This is a genomic window from Methylobacterium iners (assembly GCF_022179305.1).
Lineage (GTDB): Bacteria > Pseudomonadota > Alphaproteobacteria > Rhizobiales > Beijerinckiaceae > Methylobacterium > Methylobacterium iners.
The window spans coordinates 1-18815 of sequence record NZ_BPQP01000020.1 but is presented as its reverse complement, the minus strand read 5'-3'; the positions used below and the strand labels follow the sequence as shown (position 1 = coordinate 18815).

General features: G+C 71.1%; 16 protein-coding genes. 5 read left to right on the top strand and 11 right to left on the bottom strand.

The window, feature by feature from the left end:
* Positions 1-30: 30 nt before the first annotated feature.
* From MFF55_RS07055 to MFF55_RS07030, 6 genes are all read right to left on the bottom strand, one after another.
* Positions 31-1518 carry a replicative DNA helicase gene (locus tag MFF55_RS07055; RefSeq protein ID WP_238243377.1) on the bottom strand — a complete coding sequence of 496 codons (1488 nt, stop codon included), beginning with the start codon at positions 1516-1518 and terminating at the stop codon, positions 31-33.
* A 249-nt stretch (positions 1519-1767) separates the two neighbouring features.
* Complete coding sequence (gene rplI / locus MFF55_RS07050; protein WP_238243376.1) at positions 1768-2334, bottom strand: 50S ribosomal protein L9; 567 nt, start codon at positions 2332-2334, stop codon at positions 1768-1770.
* A 61-nt stretch (positions 2335-2395) separates the two neighbouring features.
* The gene (locus MFF55_RS07045) at positions 2396-3418 is read right to left on the bottom strand and encodes a DUF2232 domain-containing protein (RefSeq protein ID WP_238243375.1); all 1023 of its coding nucleotides are present in this window, start codon (positions 3416-3418) and stop codon (positions 2396-2398) included.
* Between the two features lie 239 nt (positions 3419-3657).
* Positions 3658-3945 (bottom strand): 30S ribosomal protein S18, encoded by a 288-nt coding sequence (gene rpsR / locus MFF55_RS07040; RefSeq protein WP_056173092.1) that lies wholly within the window; start codon positions 3943-3945, stop codon positions 3658-3660.
* A gap of 3 nt (positions 3946-3948) precedes the next feature.
* Positions 3949-4398: a 30S ribosomal protein S6 gene (gene rpsF / locus MFF55_RS07035; protein ID WP_238243374.1), complete on the bottom strand. Its 450-nt coding sequence runs from the start codon at positions 4396-4398 to the stop codon at positions 3949-3951.
* A 445-nt stretch (positions 4399-4843) separates the two neighbouring features.
* Positions 4844-6145: an MFS transporter gene (locus MFF55_RS07030; protein WP_238243373.1), complete on the bottom strand. Its 1302-nt coding sequence runs from the start codon at positions 6143-6145 to the stop codon at positions 4844-4846.
* 235 nt (positions 6146-6380) lie between these two features.
* On the opposite strand from MFF55_RS07030, the gene MFF55_RS07025 reads away from it, so the two are divergent.
* From MFF55_RS07025 to MFF55_RS07015, 3 genes are all read left to right on the top strand, one after another.
* Positions 6381-8399, top strand: a complete 2019-nt coding sequence (locus MFF55_RS07025; protein ID WP_238243372.1) for a pseudouridine synthase — start codon at positions 6381-6383, stop codon at positions 8397-8399.
* Entirely contained in the window at positions 8396-8959 is a 564-nt protein-coding gene (gene rsmD / locus MFF55_RS07020) for a 16S rRNA (guanine(966)-N(2))-methyltransferase RsmD (protein WP_238243371.1), read from the top strand. Before MFF55_RS07025 ends, rsmD begins: the two co-directional genes overlap by 4 nt.
* Positions 8960-9036: 77 nt before the next feature.
* Positions 9037-11169, top strand: a complete 2133-nt coding sequence (locus tag MFF55_RS07015; protein ID WP_238243370.1) for a molybdopterin-containing oxidoreductase family protein — start codon at positions 9037-9039, stop codon at positions 11167-11169.
* Positions 11170-11252: 83 nt separating this feature from the next.
* Here the strand turns inward: MFF55_RS07015 and mutL are convergent, their stop codons facing one another.
* The gene (mutL, locus tag MFF55_RS07010; protein WP_238243369.1) at positions 11253-13151 is read right to left on the bottom strand and encodes a DNA mismatch repair endonuclease MutL; all 1899 of its coding nucleotides are present in this window, start codon (positions 13149-13151) and stop codon (positions 11253-11255) included.
* Between the two features lie 220 nt (positions 13152-13371).
* On the opposite strand from mutL, the gene MFF55_RS07005 reads away from it, so the two are divergent.
* Positions 13372-14445 (top strand): glycosyltransferase family 61 protein, encoded by a 1074-nt coding sequence (locus MFF55_RS07005; RefSeq protein ID WP_238243368.1) that lies wholly within the window; start codon positions 13372-13374, stop codon positions 14443-14445.
* Here MFF55_RS07005 and MFF55_RS07000 read toward each other — a convergent pair.
* On the bottom strand, positions 14422-15429 hold the full coding sequence (locus MFF55_RS07000; RefSeq protein ID WP_238243484.1) for a KpsF/GutQ family sugar-phosphate isomerase: 1008 nt from the start codon (positions 15427-15429) through the stop codon (positions 14422-14424). The genes MFF55_RS07005 and MFF55_RS07000 overlap by 24 nt on opposite strands.
* A gap of 228 nt (positions 15430-15657) precedes the next feature.
* On the opposite strand from MFF55_RS07000, the gene MFF55_RS06995 reads away from it, so the two are divergent.
* Positions 15658-17361, top strand: a complete 1704-nt coding sequence (locus tag MFF55_RS06995) for an outer membrane beta-barrel protein (RefSeq protein ID WP_238243367.1) — start codon at positions 15658-15660, stop codon at positions 17359-17361.
* A 46-nt stretch (positions 17362-17407) separates the two neighbouring features.
* Here MFF55_RS06995 and MFF55_RS06990 read toward each other — a convergent pair whose 3' ends face one another.
* The 3 genes from MFF55_RS06990 to MFF55_RS06980 all read right to left on the bottom strand — a co-directional run.
* Positions 17408-17986: an AprI/Inh family metalloprotease inhibitor gene (locus MFF55_RS06990; protein WP_238243366.1), complete on the bottom strand. Its 579-nt coding sequence runs from the start codon at positions 17984-17986 to the stop codon at positions 17408-17410.
* A gap of 160 nt (positions 17987-18146) precedes the next feature.
* Positions 18147-18521, bottom strand: a complete 375-nt coding sequence (locus tag MFF55_RS06985; RefSeq protein WP_238243365.1) for a helix-turn-helix domain-containing protein — start codon at positions 18519-18521, stop codon at positions 18147-18149.
* 31 nt (positions 18522-18552) lie between these two features.
* Positions 18553-18815: type II toxin-antitoxin system RelE family toxin (locus MFF55_RS06980; RefSeq protein ID WP_306421390.1), on the bottom strand; the 263-nt coding region annotated here is incomplete at its 5' end.

Here is an 18815-nt window from a genome sequence, read left to right as displayed (position 1 = left end):
ATCCCTGATCGATCGCGGAGATCGATGCGATCAGATCCGCGCGGGCATCCGATCCTCTGCCGCCAGGTTCGAGAAGCGCGTGATGTTGGCGTCGAACTGCAGCTCCACCGTGCCCGTCGGGCCGTGGCGCTGCTTGCCGAGGATCACCTCCGCCTTGCCGTGGACGCGGTTCATCTCCGCCTCCCAGGCGAAGAACTCTTCCGTGCCTTCGCGGGGCTTCTTGTTGTTGACGTAGTATTCCTCGCGGAACACGAACATCACCACGTCGGCGTCCTGCTCGATCGAGCCGGATTCGCGCAGGTCCGAGAGCTGGGGCCGCTTGTCGTCGCGGTTCTCGACTTGGCGGGAGAGCTGCGAGAGCGCGATGATCGGCACCGCGAGCTCCTTGGCCAGCGCCTTCATGCCGGTGGTGATCTCGGTCATCTCCTGCACGCGATTGTCGCCGCGCTTCGACGAGCCCGAGAGCAGCTGCAGGTAGTCGACCACGAGGACGTCGAGGCCCTTCTGGCGCTTGAGGCGGCGGGCCCGCGCGGCGAGCTGGGCGATGGAGATGCCGCCGGTCTGGTCGATGTAGAAGGGGATCGCCTGCATCTCGCGGGCGGCGTCGGTGATCTTGTAGAAATCCTCGGGCCGGATGTCGCCGCGGCGGATCTTGTAGGAGGGCACGCCCGATTGCTCGGCGATGATGCGGGTGGCGAGCTGCTCGGCCGACATCTCGAGGGAGAAGAAGCCGACGATGCCGCCGTTCTTGGTCTCGATCCGCCCGTCCGGCTGCTTCTCGCCCTGGTAGGCGCGGGCGATGTTGAAGGCGATGTTGGTGGCAAGCGAGGTCTTGCCCATGCCGGGGCGGCCCGCGAGGATGATGAGGTCGGAGGATTGCAGCCCGCCCATCTTGGCGTCGAGGTCGGACAGGCCCGTGGCGATGCCCGAGAGCTTGCCGTCGCGCTGGTAGGCCTTGGCCGCCATGTCGACGGCCGCCGTGAGCGCCTCGGAGAATTTCTGGAAGCCGCCGTCGTACTTCCCCGACTCGGCGAGCTCGTAGAGCCGGCGCTCGGTCCCTTCGATCTGGTCGCGGGGGGAGGACTCGACCGGCGCCTCGTAGGCGCCGTTGACGAGGTCCTCGCCGATGGTGATGAGCCGGCGCCGGATCGCGAGGTCGTAGATGGTACGGCCATAATCGGCGGCGTTGATGACGGTCGTCGCCTCCGCCGCCAGGCGGGCGAGGTACTGCATCACGGTCTGGCCGCCGAGGTCGGCGTCGCCGAGATAGGTCTTGAGCGTGATCGGCGTCGCGAGCTTGCCGGCCTTGATCAGCGACGAGGCCACCTCGAAGATCTTGCGGTGGACGTCCTCCATGAAGTGCTCGGGCAGGAGGAAGTCCGAGATCCGGTAGAAGGCGTCGTTGTTGACCAGAATGGCGCCCAGCAGCGCCTGCTCCGCATCGATGTTGTGCGGCGCGACCCGGAATTCCTGGGTGACCGCCTGGAGGTTCGCCGTCAGGGCATTGGGCAGGGCCATGGGCGAAGCTCCGAGAGGCGGCGGGCGCCGCCGTGATCCACGAACGTTCGGCCGAGCATGGCACCGCTTTGGTTAGCCAATGATTGCGCCGGAGCCCCGCGCGATCCCGATCCCGGATGCGCGAACGCCCGCGGCCCTTTCGAGCCGCGGGCGTCCATGCTGGAACGGATGAGGAACCAGTCAACCCTTTCGGGCCGCATTCCCCCGTGATCCACTGTTTCTCGGGCGCGGATGCACCAGATTGCGGCCTTAGCGGTCGTCGCCCTCGCCGGCTTCCGCCAGCGCCGCGCCGACTTCGAGGCCGAGGTCGTCGAGGTTGAACTGCTCGCGCTCGGTCGTCGATTCGCCGCGGGCCTGGCGCTCGGCCTCCTCGGGGCTCCGGGCGACGTTGACCGTCACCGTGACCTCGACCTCGGGGTGGAGGACGACGGGGACCGTGTGCAGGCCCAGCGTCTTGATGGGCTGGTTCAGGGCGAACTGGTCGCGCGAGACGGAGAAGCCCTCCGAGGTGACGACCTCGGCGAGGTCGCGGGTCGAGACGGAGCCGTAGAGCACGCCGGTCTCGCCGGACTGGCGGATCAGCACGAAGCTCTTGCCCTCCAGCGTCTCGGCGACGCTCGAGGCCTCCGACTTGCGCTCGAGGTTGCGGGCCTCGAGCTGGGCGCGCTGCCCCTCGAAATGCTTCTTGTTGCCTTCCGTCGCGCGCAGGGCCTTGCCGCGGGCGAGGAGGTAGTTGCGGGCGTAGCCGGGCTTGACGTTCACGGTCTCGCCCATCTGGCCGAGCTTGGCCACGCGCTCGAGCAGGATCACTTCCATGGGTTTATCCTCTTTCTCTCTTGGTCGAAGAAATCCGCTGCCCTGAGGGCGGCGGGGTGTCTCAGGTTCGGCCGGGCTCGTCCCTGGGACGTCGCCGGTCGAGGGCGGAATCGGCGATGCCGAAGACGATCAGCGCGACGAGGGCGATGCCCTGGGTCGCGAACAGGATGAGGTAGAGGCCGAACAGCATCGCACCCCGGGCGGTGCGCCCGCGGCTGCGGTCGTGGAAGGCCGCGAGCCCCTGCAGGGCGAAGGCGGCGCTCATGGCGCCCGCGAGCGCGATGCCGAGCATGCCGGGATATCCGGGTACCAGGGCGAGGACGAAGGCGAGCCCGAACAGGGCCAGCGCCCGGCGCGGCATCACCGTCGAGGGGATGTCGGGCCAGGGGCGGGGAAGGCGGCCGGAGATCTGGACGATGCGGGCGGCCGCCCAGAGATAGAAGGTGAGGAGCAGGGCGAGGCCCTGCGCGGCGAGCCCCGGCGCGATGGTCGCGAGGGCGTTGGCGACCTCGATCTGCGCCTCGGTGGCGTTCTGCGCGGGATCACTGGGCGGCGTCCCGGTCTGGCCGCCCGCTTCCGCCGACGCGGGGGGCTGTGTCTGAGGTGCCGGGGGCGTCCCGCCCCGCATCTGCCCCTGGAGCACCACCAGCGAGCGGGTCATGCCGCGCAGGCGCCCCTCGAAGGTCTCGTATTTCGGCGAGGCGATCACCGCGATCGCGACGAAGGCGAGGGCGGCGGTCGCCGCCGTCCAGGTGAGCAGGCGCCCGGTCGGGTACCATTCCATCACGCCGTCTTCCCGCGGACGCCCGAGCAGGGCGAGGTAGGCGAGCCACCAGGCGGGCAGGGCGAGATAGGCGAGATAGCCGAGGCCGAGATAGGGGCTCACCGCGACGGAGAGGGCGAGGGCTCCCGTCACCGCCGCGACGAGGCCGGCTCTGTGGCTCCAGCCGAGGCCGACGATGAGGATGGGCAGCGGCGCCAGCAGGTAGAGCACGATGGCGAGCGCTGTCGCCTTCAGAAGCACCCCGAACAGGAGTGCCGAGACGAGGCCCGCGCCGATGCCGATGGCAAGATACTGTGTCATCGATCCCGCTGTCCCGCTGTCCCCGTGAGGATCAGGGTTAGAGGCGCGGAAGCGCGCCCCAACGACTCCCGGCCACATCAGCGGCCGGTACGCCTGTCATAAGCCACTTCGTCATCCCGGGGCTGCGGAGCAGAACCCGGGATCCATAACCGCTGACGGGGCAAGCTAGAGGGCTGCCGGCGGTTCTAGATTCCGGGTTCTCGCTCTGCAGCGAGCCCCGGAATGACAAGCGACCGGGCCTACTTGATAACGTAGGGCAGGAAGCCGAGGAAGCGGGCGCGCTTGATCGCCTGGGCGAGCTCGCGCTGCTTCTTGGCCGAGACCGCCGTGATCCGCGAGGGCACGATCTTGCCGCGCTCCGAGACGTAGCGGGAGAGCAGCTTGACGTCCTTGTAGTCGATCTTGGGCGCGTTCGCGCCCGAGAACGGGCAGGTCTTGCGACGGCGGAAGAAGGGACGGCGACCGCCGCCCGCGCCACCACCGGCTCCGCCAGCGGCGGGCGCACCAGGTCCAGCACCGAATGCCATGGTTTAAGCCTCCCCGCCGAAGCTGCGCTCGGGCCGGTCACCCCGGTCGCGGTCGCCGCCGAATCCACCACCGCCGAAGCCGTCCTCGTCACGGCGACGGCCACGCTCACGATCCTTGCGATCGTCGCGGTCGCGCTTCTGCATCATCGCGGACGGCTCGGACTCGAGCGCCTCCACGCGGACGGTCATGAAGCGCAGCACGTCCTCGGAAATCTGCATCTGGCGCTCCATCTCGCTCAGCGCCGCCGGGGGGGCGTCGATGTTCAGCAGCGTGAAATGGGCCTTGCGGTTCTTCTTGATGCGGTAGGCGAGGGACTTCACGCCCCACATCTCGATCTTCTCGACCTTGCCGCCGTTCTGCTCGATGACGCCCTTGTAGGTCTCGACCATGGTCTCGACCTGCTGGGCCGTCACGTCCTGGCGCGCCAGGAAGACGTGTTCGTAGAGAGGCATTTCGGGCCCTTCCTGTCCAAAGGGGCTCGACGGCACGGATGTGCTGGGAAAACGTCGGGCCGGTTCAACGCATCTCGCCCGGCGCCAAGCCCTTCGAGCCGTTTGAGGGCCCGAGCGGTTGATCGAAGGCGGAGACACGGGACGACGGGAAAGACCCCTGTGCCGCGAGCGGCACCGTCCGTTCAGCCCCCAGCCGGAGCGAACGCGAGGGGCGGCGCATAAACGAGTTTGATGGGCGTGGCAAGGATGAAGCCCAATTACCGCAGCAGCATGGGGCTCGGCGGCATCAGGCGGGTAGTTCGCCGAGTTGCAGGGGAACGCGACCAGCAGCCCGAAGACGGCAGGCCGGCGATCATCCAAGTTGCGAGCGCGGGCGAAAGGAAGGGCATGCGGCAAGAGTCCCTCGCGGCCGCCCGATCTGCCGGCAGCGGGCGTTCGCACCCGGTCAGACGGCCGCGACGGGTTTGGGGCCGCCCTCGGCCGGCGACTCGGCGGAGGCGTAGCGCGAGGTCTCGGGCATCGCCACGAGGTAGAGCGCGAAGCCCGCTGCCGCGATGCCCGCGAGCACCAGGAAGGCCGCCGCATAGCCCGATGCGACGATGATCAGACCGGCCAAGGTCGCCGAGAACGAGGCCCCGAGCCCCTGCGCCGTCGCCACCGCCCCTTGCAAGACGTTGAAGCGGCCGGTGCCCCGGGTGAGGTCGGCCACCACGATCGGGAACAGCGCGCCGTAGATGCCGGCGCCGACCCCGTCGAGGAGCTGCACCCCGACCAGCCAGAGGGGATTGTCGGAGAGGGTGTAGAGCAGCCCGCGGACCGTCAGCACCCCGAAGGCCGCGAGGAAGATCGGCTTGCGGCCGATGGCATCGGCCTTGGCGCCGACGAAGATCGCCACCGGCACCATGACGAGCTGCGCGGCCACGATGCAGACCGCGATCAGCGAGGTGGCGCTCTCCTTGCCGGCGAGCTTGGTCAGGAGCTGGCCCACCGAGGTCAGCATGGCGGCGTTGGAGAGGTGGAAGATCGCCGCCAGCAGCGCGAACAGCATCAGGTCGCGGTTCTGCAGGAGGGCCGAGAGGCCGGAGGGCTGCTCGTCCTTGTCCTCGGCCCCGTCGTCGAGGCCGCGGGCGAGGTCGTCGTCGATGGCGTCGGCCGGCACCATCAGCATCGCGCCGATGCTGAGCGCGGCGAGCGCCGCCCTCAGCCAGAACATGACGACGGGCCCGAAGACGTAGGCCGTCGCGCCGGCGATCGCCGCCGAGACCGCGTTGCCGGCGTGGTTGAAGCCCTCGTTGCGGCCGATCCGCTTGGCGAACAGCTTGGGGCCGACCACGCCCAGCGTGATCGCAGCGAGCGCCGGCGGGAACACGGCGCCCGCGATGCCAGCGAGCGACTGGGTGGCGGCCACCACGTAGAAGTTCGAGACGAAGGGCAGGAGGAGGCAGCTTCCCGTCACGGCAAGCGCGCCCGCGATGACGGCGGCCCGCTTGCGATGCGTCCGGTCGATCAGGGCGCCGGCCGGCGTCTGCGCGATCAGGCCGGCGATGCCGGCGATGGTCATGATCAGGCCCGTGGTCGCCTCGTTCCAGCCCTGTTCGGGCCCGCGCACCGCGATGAGGTAGATCGCCAGATAGGGTCCGAGGCCGTCGCGGACGTCGGCGAGGAAGAAGTTGAGCGCGTCGAGGCCGCGCAGGGAGCGTCGGGAGGGCGCGCGCGTCCTCGCACCGGAAACCTCCAGCGCGTTCATCCTCCGACCGGCCCTCAAGGTTCAGCGATGCATGAAGAACACCGGCATCGCGCCTCCTCGAAAGGCTAAGCTCTGTGCCGACCGGATTGCCAACAGCACCAGAGGTTGATGGTTCCTCGCCTGCGGTTGAAATGCCCGTGAGCGCGCCGCCCTGTGGCTTGATCCCGGTCGCTTCGGAACCGGTGGCGCGGCTCCGCACCTCGCAACGGCCGACCCGCTCTGTTATGGGGCAGGCATGAGCGACAACAGCGACGAGACGACGGGCGGGTCCGAGGACACGCCCGCGGAGACGGTATCTCCTCAAGCCGGACCGGAAGCCGCGCCCTGGGCCCCGGCCACCGATGCCGGCGTGCCCGGGAACGATCCGGCCGAGACGGCGAAGCCCCGCCGAGCGCCGCCCGACCGAGCCTCGTCGGCCAGAAGCCCGGCCGCGCGCGGCGGCGATGCCCCCTTGCGCCGGAAACCGGCACCGGCCGCGGCCGAGGCGCCGAAGGGCGATGCCGAAACGCCCGAGGGCGACCGCATCGCCAAGGCGATCGCCCGGGCCGGCATCGCCTCGCGCCGCGATGCCGAGGCCATGATCGCCGAGGGACGGGTGACGCTGAACGGAAAGGTCCTGACCTCGCCCGCCATCAACGTCACGGACGCGGATGCGATCACGGTCGACGGCGAACCCCTGCCCGCCCGCGAGCGCACCCGGCTCTGGATCTTCCACAAGCCGCGCGGCCTCGTCACCACGGCCCGCGACCCGGAGGGGCGCCAGACCGTGTTCGAGGCCCTGCCCGAGGACCTGCCCCGCGTCGTCGCGATCGGCCGGCTCGACATCAACACGGAAGGGCTGCTCCTTCTCACCAATGACGGTGGGCTCGCCAAAGTGATCGCCCATCCCGATACGGGCTGGCTGCGCCGCTACCGGGTGCGGGCGCACGGCGACACGAACCAGGCCGAGCTCGACCGACTGCGCAAGGGCGTCACCATCGACGGCATGGATTATGGGCCGGTCGAGGCCGTGCTCGACCGCGCCTCCGGCGACAATCTCTGGCTGACGCTCGGCCTGCGCGAGGGCAAGAACCGCGAGGTCAAGCGCATCCTCGAACATCTGGGGTTGGCCGTGAACCGGCTGATCCGGCTCTCCTTCGGCCCCTTCCAGCTCGGCGACCTCGAGCCCGGGCTCGTCGAGGAGGTCCGCACCAAGGTGCTCAAGGAGCAACTCGGGCCGGCGCTCGCGGAGCAGGCCGGCGTCGATTTCGCGAGCCCCGTGCGCGAGCCCATCGCGCCCTTCGGCTCGCCGAAGACGCCCGCCGGCCAGCAGGCCAAGCAGCCCGCGCGCAGCGCCGCGGCGGCCCGCACCCGGGAAGCCGGCGACGCCCGGCCCGCCCGAGCGCCCGCCGATCGCCCCTCCCATCGCGGCGACCGCCCGATGCAGCGTCCCGCGGCACCGGCCCGCGTGCCCACGGGCGGCACGGGCGCGGGGCCGCGGCGCTCCGTCTGGCGCGCCGACGACGCCGTTCCCGATGGTCCCCGCGCCGTGAAGGTGCCGCGCCGCGGCGCCGATCCGAGGGCCGAGCGCGAGGCCGCCGCCGCCCGCGGCCGCGAGCGCGTCGGTGCCATCAAGACCGGCGAGCGCCGCGTCGTCGTCGAGCGCCTCAAGGCGAGCCCGGAGGGTCCGGCGCCCGAACCCCATCGCCGCGACCGCGCCGCGCGCGGTGCCCCGGCCGCCGACGAGCGTCCCGTGCGTGCGAGGCCCGAGCCGCGTCCCGTACGCAGCGACGTCCGTGACGCCCGGCCGCCCCGTCGCGGCGAGGACGAGGCGAGACCGCCGCGTCGCGAGCAGGGCCAGCGCCCGCCCCGCCGCGAGGAGCCGCCCACCGGCAGCTTCCGTCCGGACCGGGCCGGCGCCCCCGAGCGGCGTCCTCCCCGCGATGAAGCTGAGCGCCCGCGCTCGTTCAAGCCCCCGGGCCGGGACGAGGCAGGCGCTCGCGGCCGCGGCGACAAGCCAGCGGGCGGCCCTCGCGGCGATCGTCCGGGCGGCGCGGCGCGCGGATTCAAGGCCGGCGGGAAGCCGGCTGGCGAACGGCCTGGCAGCGGACGGACCGAGTCCGGCCGGCCGGAGCGCGGCGGCTTCAAGGGCGGCGGCAAGCCCGGCGGATTTGGAGCCAAGCCGGGCGGCTTCGGCGGAAAGCCGGGTGGCCGCCCCGGCGGCGCGGGTGCCCGGCCCGCCGGCGGGCGACCGCCGCGCGGCGGGAAGCGGTGAGGATCGTCGGTGGCGCCTTCCGCGGCCGCCGCCTCGCCACCCCGAAGACCGACGCGATCCGCCCGACCTCCGACCGCCTGCGCGAGGCGCTGTTCAACGTTCTCGCCCATGCCTACGACGACGCGGTCTCAGACGCGCGGGTGCTCGACCTCTTCGCCGGCACGGGCGCCCTGAGCTTCGAGGCGCTGTCCAGAGGCGCGGCCTACGCCCTCCTCGTCGACGAGGGCGCCGAGGCGCGAGGCCTGATCCGCCAGAACATCGAGGCGCTGGGCTGCGAGGGCGTCACCCGCCTGTTCCGGCGAGACGCCACCCGGCTCGGACCCGCCGGCACCAGCGGGCGCTTCTCCCTCGTCTTCTGCGACCCGCCCTACGGCCGCGATCTCGCCCCGGCCGCCCTCGCTGCCGCGGCCGAGGGCGGCTGGCTGGAGCCCGGCGCCCTGGTGGTGGTGGAGGAGGCGGCCGGCGCAAGCCTCGCCTTGCCGAGCGCCTTCGTCAGCCGGGAGCGTCGGGATTACGGCGAGACGGCCGTGGTGCTCGCCCGGTTCACGCCCGCAGATTGAACCGATTCCAGAAATTTAATTGACTTGGCCGTGGCCGAGCGGAAAACTCCTGCATCAAATTGCCGGAGCCTCACGCCATGCTCGACACCGCCACGACAAAGCTCGGGGCCTGCCCGCACGACTGCCCCGACACCTGTGCGATGATCTACAGCGTCGAGAATGGTCGCCTGACGGGGGTGCGCGGCAATCCCGATCATCCGATGACCCGCGGCGCGCTCTGCGTGAAGGTCAAGGATTTCGAGGCGCATCACTACAATCCGGACCGCGTCCTCTACCCGATGCGCCGCACCGGCCCGAAGGGCTCCGGCCAGTTCACCCGCATCTCCTGGGAGGAGGCGCTCTCCGAGATCCATAGCCGGTTCACGAAAGTGATCGAGACCCACGGTCGGGAGGCGATCCTGCCCTACAACTACCTCGGCAACGAGGGCGTGGTGCAGGGGCTCACCGTCGGCGACGCCTTCTTCAACAAGCTCGGGGCGAGCGTCGCTGAGAAGACCTTCTGCGGCTCGGGCTCCTCGACGGCCTGGCTCCTCACCGTCGGGCCGACTAACGGCACCGACCCGATGAGCTTCGCGCAGTCGAAGCACATCATCATCTGGGGTTGCAACTCGATCTCCACGAACATCCACCATTGGCACGTGGTGAAGGAGGCGCAGCGCAACGGCGCCAAGGTGGTGGTGATCGATCCTTACCGCTCGCGCACCGCCAAGGAGGCCGACTGGCACCTGATGCCGAAGCCCGGCACCGACGGTGCGCTGGCCATGGCGATGATCCACTGCATCATCAACGGCAACCTGATCGATGCCGATTACGTCGAGCGCCACACGGTCGGTTTCGACGCGCTGAAGGAGCGGGCCGAGCTCTTTACGCCCGAATACGCGGCGGAGATCTGCGGCGTGTCGGCGGAAGACATCCGGATGCTGGCCCACGAATACGCGACGACCCGCAATGCCGCGATCCGGCCCGGCGTCGCCGTGGAGCGCAGCGCGGGTGGTGCCCAGGCCTTGCGCGCGATCTTCTCGCTGCCGGCTCTCACCGGCTCGTGGAAGGACCCCGGCGGCGGCATCTACCAGATGCCGCTCTGGGAATTCCCGGTGCATTGGGACCGGGTCTGCCGCCCGGACTGGATCCCGGAGGGGACGCGGGCCGTCAACGTGCTGCAGCTCGGCGCGGTGCTCAACGGCGAGACCGATCTCAACCCCGGCATCCACGCCCTGATGGTCTACAACGCCAACCCCGTGTCGAACTCGGCCGAGACGGCGAGCATCAAGCGGGGCCTGGCGCGCGAGGACCTGTTCACGGTGGTGAGCGAGCACTTCGTCACGGACACCGCCCGCTACGCCGACATCCTGCTTCCCGCGACCATGGCGGCCGAGCACGACGACATGATGTTCTCGTGGGGGCATTTCTTCTTCACCCTCAACGAGAAGGCGATCGAGCCGCCCGGCGAAACGGTGTCGAACGCGGAGCTCTTCCGGCGCCTGGCCAAGACCTTCGGCTTCACCGATCCGCAATTCTCCATGAGCGAGGCCGAGCTGATCGAGTGGTACCTCGACTGGGATTCGCCGAAGCTCGGCGGCATCGACATGAGCCACTTCCGGCAGCACGGCTATTACCGCCTGAATATCGGCGACCCCGAGACCCGCACGCCGCATGCCGAGGGCAACTTCCCCACGCCGTCCGGCAAGTGCGAGTTCTTCTCACAGGCCGCGATCGACGGCGGCAACTTCGTCGCGCCGCCCTTCCGGCAGATGTACGAGGCCAAGCAGGGCGGCGAGCCCCTCGACCCGCTGCCCGGCTACGTGCCGGCGCGAGAACGCCCGGAGACCAATCCGGCCCAGGCCGCCCGCTTCCCGCTCAACATCGTCTCGCCCAAGAGCCACGGCTTCCTGAACTCGCAATACGCCAACGAGCCCCGCAAGATCCGCATCCAGGGCGAGCAGGCGATCCTGATCAATCCGGCCGATGCCTCGGGCCGCGCGATCACCGAGGGCGCGCTGGTGCGGGTCTACAACGACCGAGGCACCTTCCACGGCCAGGCGAGCGTGACCGAGGACGTGCCGCCCGGCATGGTGGTCGCCTCGCTGGGCTACTGGCACGCGCTCAACCGCGACGGCGCGGTGAACGTGATCTCCTCCTCCGCCTATGGCGGCATGGGCCACTCGCCGACCTTCAGCGACAACCTCGTGGAGGTGGGGTTGGCGGGGTAGGCCCCCGGAAACCCGGCCGTCGGGTCGCGTCGGCACCGCAGCCTGACGCGGACCAACCTCCGCGCCGGGAAGATGGAGCAGCCTCACCGCCGCCCGAACAGCCGCTCGATATCGGCAAGCTTCAGTTCGACGAAGGTCGGGCGGCCGTGGTTGCAGGAGCCGGAGAGGGGCGTCGCCTCCATCTCGCGCAGCAGCGCGTTCATCTCCTCCGGGCGCAGGCGCCGACCGGCGCGGATCGAGCCGTGGCAGCTCATGCGGGAGAGGATCGCGTCGAGGCGCCGGCCGAGGGGGCCGCCCTCGGTCCCGTCCGGGCTGTCGTCCTCCAGGCCGCTCGCGTCGAGGGCGTCGAGGATGTCGGTGAGAAGCGCCCGCGCCGGGCCGCCGGCCAGCGCCGCCGGCACGGCACGGACGAGCACCGCGCCCGGCCCGAAGGCCTCGATCGACAGGCCGAGCCGGTCGAGGTCGGCGGCCGCGGCCAGCAGGCGGGCTACATCGGGCGCGGCCATCTCCACGACGTCGGGGATGAGGAGGCCCTGGCGGGCGATGCCGCCATTCGCCCGCTCGCGCTTCAGCCGTTCGTAGACGAGACGCTCATGCGCCGCGTGCTGATCGACGAGGACCATGCCGTCCGTGGTCTGAGCCACGATGTAGGTCTCGTGGAGCTGGGCGCGGGCGGCGCCCAGTGGCGCATCGAGCGGCTCCGCCTCCGCCGACGCCGTCCTAGCCTCGGCGACGGGCGGGGCGAGGTCGTGGCTGAACAGCGCCTGCGGCGCCTCGCCGAAACCGGCCTCCGCGAGGACCGACGCCGCCTGCGCCCGTGAGGCCTGGCGGTAGCCGGGCGGCGCGCCGACGGAGGGAAGGACCGGGCTGAAGGTGGTACGGCCGGAGCGGATCCCGGAGCCGGGATGACCGCCCATCGGGCGCAGCGCCTCGAGCGTCCGGCTGGCCGCGGTGGTCGAGGCCCGCGCCCCGGCGCGGCGCAGGGTCTCGTGGATCGCGCTCACGATCAGCGCCCGCACGAGGCCGGGATCGCGAAACCGCACCTCGGTCTTGGCCGGATGCACGTTCACGTCGACGAGGGCCGGATCGCAGGCGATGGCGAGCGCCAGGACCGGGTGCCGGTCGCTGCGCATGGTGTCGGCATAGGCGCCGCGCACGGCCCCGAGCAGGAGCCGGTCGCGCACGGGCCTCCCGTTGACCGTGAAGTGGATCTGGCTCGCGGCGCCGCGGTGGTAGGTGGGCAGCCCGATATGGCCTTCGAGCGCGAAGCCCTCGCGCTCCATCGACAGCGGCACCGCGTTCGGCCCGAACTCGGACCCCAGCACCGCCACGAGGCGCCGCAGGGACGCGGCGGGGCCGGGCTCGCGCTCGGCGGGGAAGACGAGCGGCGTGGTCCCCTCCGACCGCAGAGTGAAGCGGATGCCGCTCTGGGCCACCGCGAGCCGGCGCAACCCATCGGCCACGGCCGCCGCCTCGGCCCGGTCGGATTTGAGGAACTTGAGGCGCGCGGGTGTCGCCGCGAACAGGTCGGTGACCTCGATGCGGGTGCCCTTCGCCGCCGGCGCCGGCCGGACCGCGCCCTTGAGCCCGGCCTCGACGGTAAGGGTGGAGCCGGTCTCGGCTTCGGCCGTGCGGGTCGTGATGGCGAGCCGCGCCACCGCGCCGATCGAGGGCAGGGCCTCGCCTCGAAAGCCCAGCGTCCCGATCCGCGTCAGGTCGCCGTCCGGCAGCTTCGAGGTGGCGTGGCGCTCGACCGCCAGCGCCAAGTCCTCGGCGCCCATGCCCGCTCCATCGTCGACGACCCGGATCAGGCGGCGTCCGCCCGCCTCGATCGTCACCTCGATGCTGGTGGCGCCGGCGTCGATGGCGTTCTCGACGAGTTCCTTGACGGCGGAGGCGGGCCGCTCGACGACCTCGCCCGCGGCGATGCGGTCGACGAGGATCGGGTCGAGGCGGCGCACCGGGCGGGATGGCGTGGGCATGGTCGCCGGATTATAGGTCCGGTGCGATCCGGGCGGAAGGCGCGGCCGCCCTGAGCTCCTCTCCTCGCAAGGGTTCGATGTCGCTGCGAGTGGCCGATCCGATGATCCTCCGGTCCCGCGGAGAGGAGCTCCGCCCTGTTCCCGCCCAGGGCTCATCTCGATGACCGCTCCGCTCCAGCGCTGTCGGTTCATATGGGGCTCCTGCGAGCGGATCGCGGCCGTGCCTCGTCTCAGCGTCGTGACGGACGCCGACTACCTGCCGGCGGGCGCGGGCGCGCCTTGGGCGCTGCGGGCGGCCGACGGGCGGATCATCGAGGCGGGCGGCGATCCGGAGGCGCTTCCACCCTCGCGCCAACAGGCGGCGGCGCCTACGGCCGAGTACCTCTATATCGGCCCGCTGATCACGCATTACGGTCACTTCCTGATCGGCACCCTGGCGCGGCTCTGGCCCCTCCTGAGCTGGCAGGGACCGCCGCCGACCCTGCTCTGCCACGCGGCCGGACCGCAATCGGACTGGGCCGGCCTCGACGTGCTCACGGCAACCCTCGACCGCTTCGGCCTCACAGCAGCCGACATCGTCGCCTTCGATCGCCCCCTCCGCCTCGGGCGCGTGGCGATCCCCGAGCTGAGCCTCAAGGAGCAGACCTTCGTCCATGACGTGCACGGTGCGCTCTGCCGAGAGATCGGTCGGCCGTTCTGGCACGCAGCGGAGGTCGATGAAGCCGCGCAGCCGGTCTACCTGTCCAAGGATCGGCTCACCTCCGGCATCGCCCGGATGCAGGGTGAGGCCGCGCTCTGCGAGGCGCTGGCGCGGCGCGGCGTCGCCATCGTCCACCCCGAGACCCTGCGCTCTGGCGAGCAGGTCCGGCTGTTCTCGCGGCACCGGATCGTGCTCGGCTCGGTGGGCTCGGCGTTCCACACGGCGGCTTTCGCGGCCCCGGGTCGGCGCGTGATCGGCCTGAATTTCGCGGCGCATCTGAAGGCGAACTTCCCGCTCCTCGACGGGCTGAAAGGCACGCAGGCCAAGTACTACCACCCCGCCGGCTCGCAATCCGGCCCCGAGCCCGGCTTTCAGTTCGGTTGGAGCCTACCTGACCCAGACGGCGTCGCGGAGGAACTGCTCGCCCGTGCGGCGCGGTTCGAGCGCCTGGATGCCGAGGATGCGGCGGCGGATGCCGCGCGGCGTCGAGCCTCCGAGAGCCTGATCAGGCGGCTTCGCCGGCTGCTGGTCCGACCGGTTCGCGCGGCTGCGCGACGCCTGCGGAACGCCTCAGGCAGCGCCGGCCCGCAATAGGTCGTGGTAATGCACGATGCCGACCGGGCGGTCGTGCTCGACGACGATCAGCGCGGTGATCTTCATCGATTCCTGGATTTCGAGGGCCTTGGCGAGCAGGGTCTCCGGGTTCACGGTGCGGGGCTTGCCGCTCATCAGCGCCTCGACGGCGAGACCGTCGAGGTCGGTCCGGAAGACGTTGCGGCGGAGATCTCCGTCGGTGACGATGCCGGCCAGCCGCCCGTCCGCCTCGACGACGACGACCGAGCCGAAGCCCTTGGCGTCGATCTCGGCGATGGCCGCGCGCATCGGCGTGCCGCGCGGGACGACGGGCAGCTGCGCGCCCGTATGCATGACCTCGCGGACCTGGCGGAGGGACGCGCCGAGGCGGCCGCCGGGATGATAGATACCGAATTCCCGGGCCGAGAAGCCGCGCGCCTCCAGGAGCGCGATGGCGAGGGCGTCGCCGAGGGCGAGCTGCATCGCCGTCGAGGTAGTGGGCGCCAAGCCGTTGGGGCAGGCCTCGCGGGCCTTCGGCAGGGTGAGGCAGACATCCGCCTCGCGGGCCAGCGTCGAGCCCGGATTGGAGGTGATCGCGATGAGCCCGACCCGGTAGCGCCGGGCGTAGCCGATGATGTCGGCGAGCTCCGTGGTCTCGCCTGACCAGGACAGGGCCACGACCACGTCCTCGGGCTGGACCATACCGAGGTCGCCGTGACTCGCCTCGGCCGGGTGGACGTAGAGGGCCGGCGTGCCGGTGGAGGCGAGCGTCGCGGCGATCTTGCGGCCGATATGGCCGGACTTACCCATCCCCGTGAGGATCGCCCGGCCCCGCGCCCGCGCGATCAGCGCCACCGCCGCCGTGAAGGCGTCGCCCAGACCGTTGCCGATGGCGCCCATCAGGCAGTCGAGGCCGTCGCGCTCGGTCTCGATGGTGCGCAAGGCCGAGGCGATCGCGGGCGAGGCCGCGGGCGGCTCGTCGGCCACGCTCTGCACCAAGGCCATCTCCGCTGGCGCCATCGTCGTCCGACCCTCCGCGTCGCCCCAGGGGGGGCGAAAGCGGTCATATTGCCGGCGAATGTGGTCGGATGGCGGCCTCCGAGCGCGGCCGCGGCGCGCGTTGACGGGGCATTAACCGCAACCGTTGTAGCCCGGTTAACCATGTTCCGCGCGGATCCCACCCGGCCTTCGGATGCGGCTGGCGCGCGGTCACCGGAGAGACATCCGCCCGTGATGCGCGCGTGGCCGACCGCAGGATGGCGAAGCTGGAGCCTCGGCGTGCTCGGGCTCGCGGCTGCCCTGCTCGGGCACGAGGCAGCGGCACAGACCCGTGCGACGCCCCCAACGGCCGCTCCCGCCGATGCCGATGCGGCACCGACCGCCTCGGGCGCCGACGACGGCCTGCCCACCCTGCGTCGCGCCCGCCCGTCCGCCGCTCCGATCGCCGGAGCCCCGACGACGGGCGAGGAGACCGGCCGCTCCCGCAATCCGACCGACGCGCTTGGCATCCGCACCGGATCGGGCGGGAACCGGACTTCGGGTGCTACCGCCCGCCCCGATCCCCGGGCGCTCACGAACCTCCTGCGCCAGCGCGCGGCGCCGCCGCGCCGGACCGGCTCGGCGACAGCCCGGATCGTGCGGCCGCAGATCCAGGTGCCGCCGCCCGACCTGCGGCTGACCCCCGTGGTCCAGAACCCCGTGGTCGGCGTGCCGCTGCCCACGACCCTGCCGCTCGCCGGCTTGCAGACGCCGGGCTCGCTCCTGAACGCCACCCTGCGCCGGGCCCCGCTCGTCGACGAGGCCTACGCCCCACTCGGGCTGCGGCTCGGCACCTTCACGATCCTGCCCTCGATCCAGCAGAGCATCGGCTACGACACCAACCCGGAGCAGGTTACCCGCCAGCGGGCCAGGGGCTCGGTGGCGCTGCGCACGGAAGCCGAGCTGAACTTCCGCAGCGACTGGTCGGCGAGCGAACTCGCGGGCGAGTTGCGCGGCGGCTACCTCGACTTCCCCGACAACCAGGCCGCCAGCCGCCCGAACGGCGCCGGCAACGTCCGGCTGCGGCTCGACGCGAACCGCGACACCCGCGTGGACGTCGAGGGCCGATTCCTGCTCGAGACGCAGCGCGCCGGCAGCCCGGACCTCAACGCCACGGTGTCCAGCCGGCCGCTGATCGCGAGCTACGGCACCACGGTCGGGGTCACCGAGAACTTCAACCGGCTGCAGCTCTCGCTGCGCGGCCTCGTCGACCGTTCCGAGTTCGAGGATGCCCGCCTCTCGAACGGCACGGTGCTCAGCCAGGCCGATCGCAACCTGAACCAATTCGGCCTGCGGGTGCGGGCGGCCTACGAGATCTCGCCCGTCATCTCGCCCTTCATCGACATCCTCGCCGACACACGCGTCTACGACCGGCGCGTCGATTCGAACGGGATCCGTCGGGATTCGGATGGGGTCACGCCCACCTTCGGCGCGACCTTCGCGCTGACCCGCTTCGTCGCCGGCGAGATCTCGGCGGGGTTCCAGCGCCGCGACTACGTCGATCCGGCCCTGCGCGGCCTGACCGCGCCCGTCGTCAACGCGGCGCTCATCTGGACGGCGAGCCCGCTCACCACGGTGCGGGTCAACGCGGCCACGAGCCTGATCGAGACGTCGATCGCGAATTCGAGCGGCGTGTTCACCCAGGCCGCGACGGTCGAGGTTCAGCACGACCTCCTGCGCAACCTCTCGATCACGCTGGGCGCCGGCTATCTCGCCAGCGACTACGACCGCGTCAACATCACTGAGCAGGGCTTCTCGGCCACCGCCCGCCTCGATTACCGCTTCAACCGCTGGCTCACCATGCGCGGCAGCTACATCTACCAGCAGATCGACTCGTCGAGCGCCGGTGCGAGCTTCAGCGCCAACACCTGGCTGCTCGGTTTGCGGGTGAACCCATAGCGGTAGCAGATGCCCGCCGCCGCGAGGCCCCCGTCGCGAAGTGGCCTCAGCGCGCCAGCGCGAGGGCGGCGCCAGATTTCGAGAGGGCGCCGTCGAGGCCGCCGCCGCCCTGCCGGAGGCGGGCCGTCACGGTGCCGCCGGGCTGGTAGAGGTAGACCTCGCCATCGCGAAAATCCCAGGCGCTGACCTTGGCGAGATCCTTGTTGGCGCAGCCGGCGGCGGAAGCCTTGTAGAGGTCGAGTGCCGGCGCACTCGACAGCGAGACCCGGCAGGTCGCGCCGGTGGCGTCCTTGGCGGTCCAGCTTCCGACCACTGCGGAGCGACCGCTCGCCACCACCGGGGGGGCGGGAGGCGGCACGTAGGTGGGCTCGGCGATCACGGGCGTGCCGGGCGCGACTGCGACGGCGGGCGGCGGCTCGTCCGAGGGCGCCGCGCTGGCACCCGGGGGCGGGGCCAGGGGCGCCGAGGTGACGGGGCTAGAGGGCATCGCCGGCACGGCGGGCTCCAGGGCCGCCTGGGGCCCGGGCCGGCCGCGGCTCTGGCCTTCCAGGCGCGAGGAGGCGCAGGCCCCGAGCGTCGCCGTGAGGGCGAGGAGGGCAGCCATCGAGAGGAGCGGACGCGGCATCGATCGTGATTCCCAGGCGGGCTTCAAGCAACGGCCGGCTGCCTCACCGCCAAATGCGCTGCCCGCAAGGCAGTCGACGCGAGTGCCAACGCGAAAGCGGGCGGGCGGCGTCTTTTCGGGATTGGTGTGGCGGGCGCGCCTCAGTGCTCAGGCGCGGCCCTCAGCCGACGAGGTCGTCGATCGTGACGGAGAGGGCTGCCGCGATCTTCCGCAGGGTTTCGATCGTGCCCTCGCGCTTTCCAGTCTCGATCTGGGAGAGGAAACCCTGAGCGATGCCGGACCGCTCGGCCAGCGCCTTGGCGGACAGGCAGCGATGTTCGCGCCAGACGCGGATTCTGTTCTCGCCGCCGAGCAGGCGGTCCACCACCTCGGACGGGATCATCTCCTCCTCGCCAGACGCCAGCCTCGCGCGAAAGCAGCCGAGCGCCGCGCGATCCTCCGCGTCCTCTCCCGCCTCAACGAGGGCGGCATAATCCGCTTCTGAAAGCACCACGAGCCGCTCACCGCCCGGCGTCACGATGGTCTGCACGGTCATGGGCTTTCGGGCTCCTTCATCCAGGGAACGATCAACAAACGCTCCCACGTGCCGCAATCCTGACGATGGCGATGACCTCGCCGTCTTCCGAGAAAAGCACCCGCCAATCACCCACGCGAAGCCTGTAAACGCCGGCTGCCCCTTTGAGGGCCTTGACGTTGTTCGCCAGCGCCTCAGGCTTCGTCGCGTAGAGCGTAATTTTCGATCGAATGAGTTCCGACACGTTGGCCGGAAGGCGGCTGAGGGTCCTCAGCGCATCTTTGCTGTAGGAAATGCGCTTCATCGCTTGATTTT

Excerpts from the sequence above, each read along its gene's own strand:
- MFF55_RS07015 (WP_238243370.1), top strand. The coding sequence starts at position 9,037 with ATGCTCGACACCGCCACGACAAAGCTCGGGGCCTGCCCGCACGACTGC.
- MFF55_RS07030 (WP_238243373.1), bottom strand. The coding sequence starts at position 6,145 with ATGAACGCGCTGGAGGTTTCCGGTGCGAGGACGCGCGCGCCCTCCCGA.
- MFF55_RS07000 (WP_238243484.1), bottom strand. The coding sequence starts at position 15,429 with ATGGCCTTGGTGCAGAGCGTGGCCGACGAGCCGCCCGCGGCCTCGCCC.
- mutL (WP_238243369.1), bottom strand. The coding sequence starts at position 13,151 with ATGCCCACGCCATCCCGCCCGGTGCGCCGCCTCGACCCGATCCTCGTC.
- MFF55_RS06985 (WP_238243365.1), bottom strand. The coding sequence starts at position 18,521 with ATGACCGTGCAGACCATCGTGACGCCGGGCGGTGAGCGGCTCGTGGTG.
- MFF55_RS07045 (WP_238243375.1), bottom strand. The coding sequence starts at position 3,418 with ATGACACAGTATCTTGCCATCGGCATCGGCGCGGGCCTCGTCTCGGCA.
- MFF55_RS07055 (WP_238243377.1), bottom strand. The coding sequence starts at position 1,518 with ATGGCCCTGCCCAATGCCCTGACGGCGAACCTCCAGGCGGTCACCCAG.
- MFF55_RS06995 (WP_238243367.1), top strand. The coding sequence starts at position 15,658 with ATGCGCGCGTGGCCGACCGCAGGATGGCGAAGCTGGAGCCTCGGCGTG.
- rpsF (WP_238243374.1), bottom strand. The coding sequence starts at position 4,398 with ATGCCTCTCTACGAACACGTCTTCCTGGCGCGCCAGGACGTGACGGCC.
- rpsR (WP_056173092.1), bottom strand. The coding sequence starts at position 3,945 with ATGGCATTCGGTGCTGGACCTGGTGCGCCCGCCGCTGGCGGAGCCGGT.
- MFF55_RS06990 (WP_238243366.1), bottom strand. The coding sequence starts at position 17,986 with ATGCCGCGTCCGCTCCTCTCGATGGCTGCCCTCCTCGCCCTCACGGCG.
- MFF55_RS07025 (WP_238243372.1), top strand. The coding sequence starts at position 6,381 with ATGAGCGACAACAGCGACGAGACGACGGGCGGGTCCGAGGACACGCCC.
- rplI (WP_238243376.1), bottom strand. The coding sequence starts at position 2,334 with ATGGAAGTGATCCTGCTCGAGCGCGTGGCCAAGCTCGGCCAGATGGGC.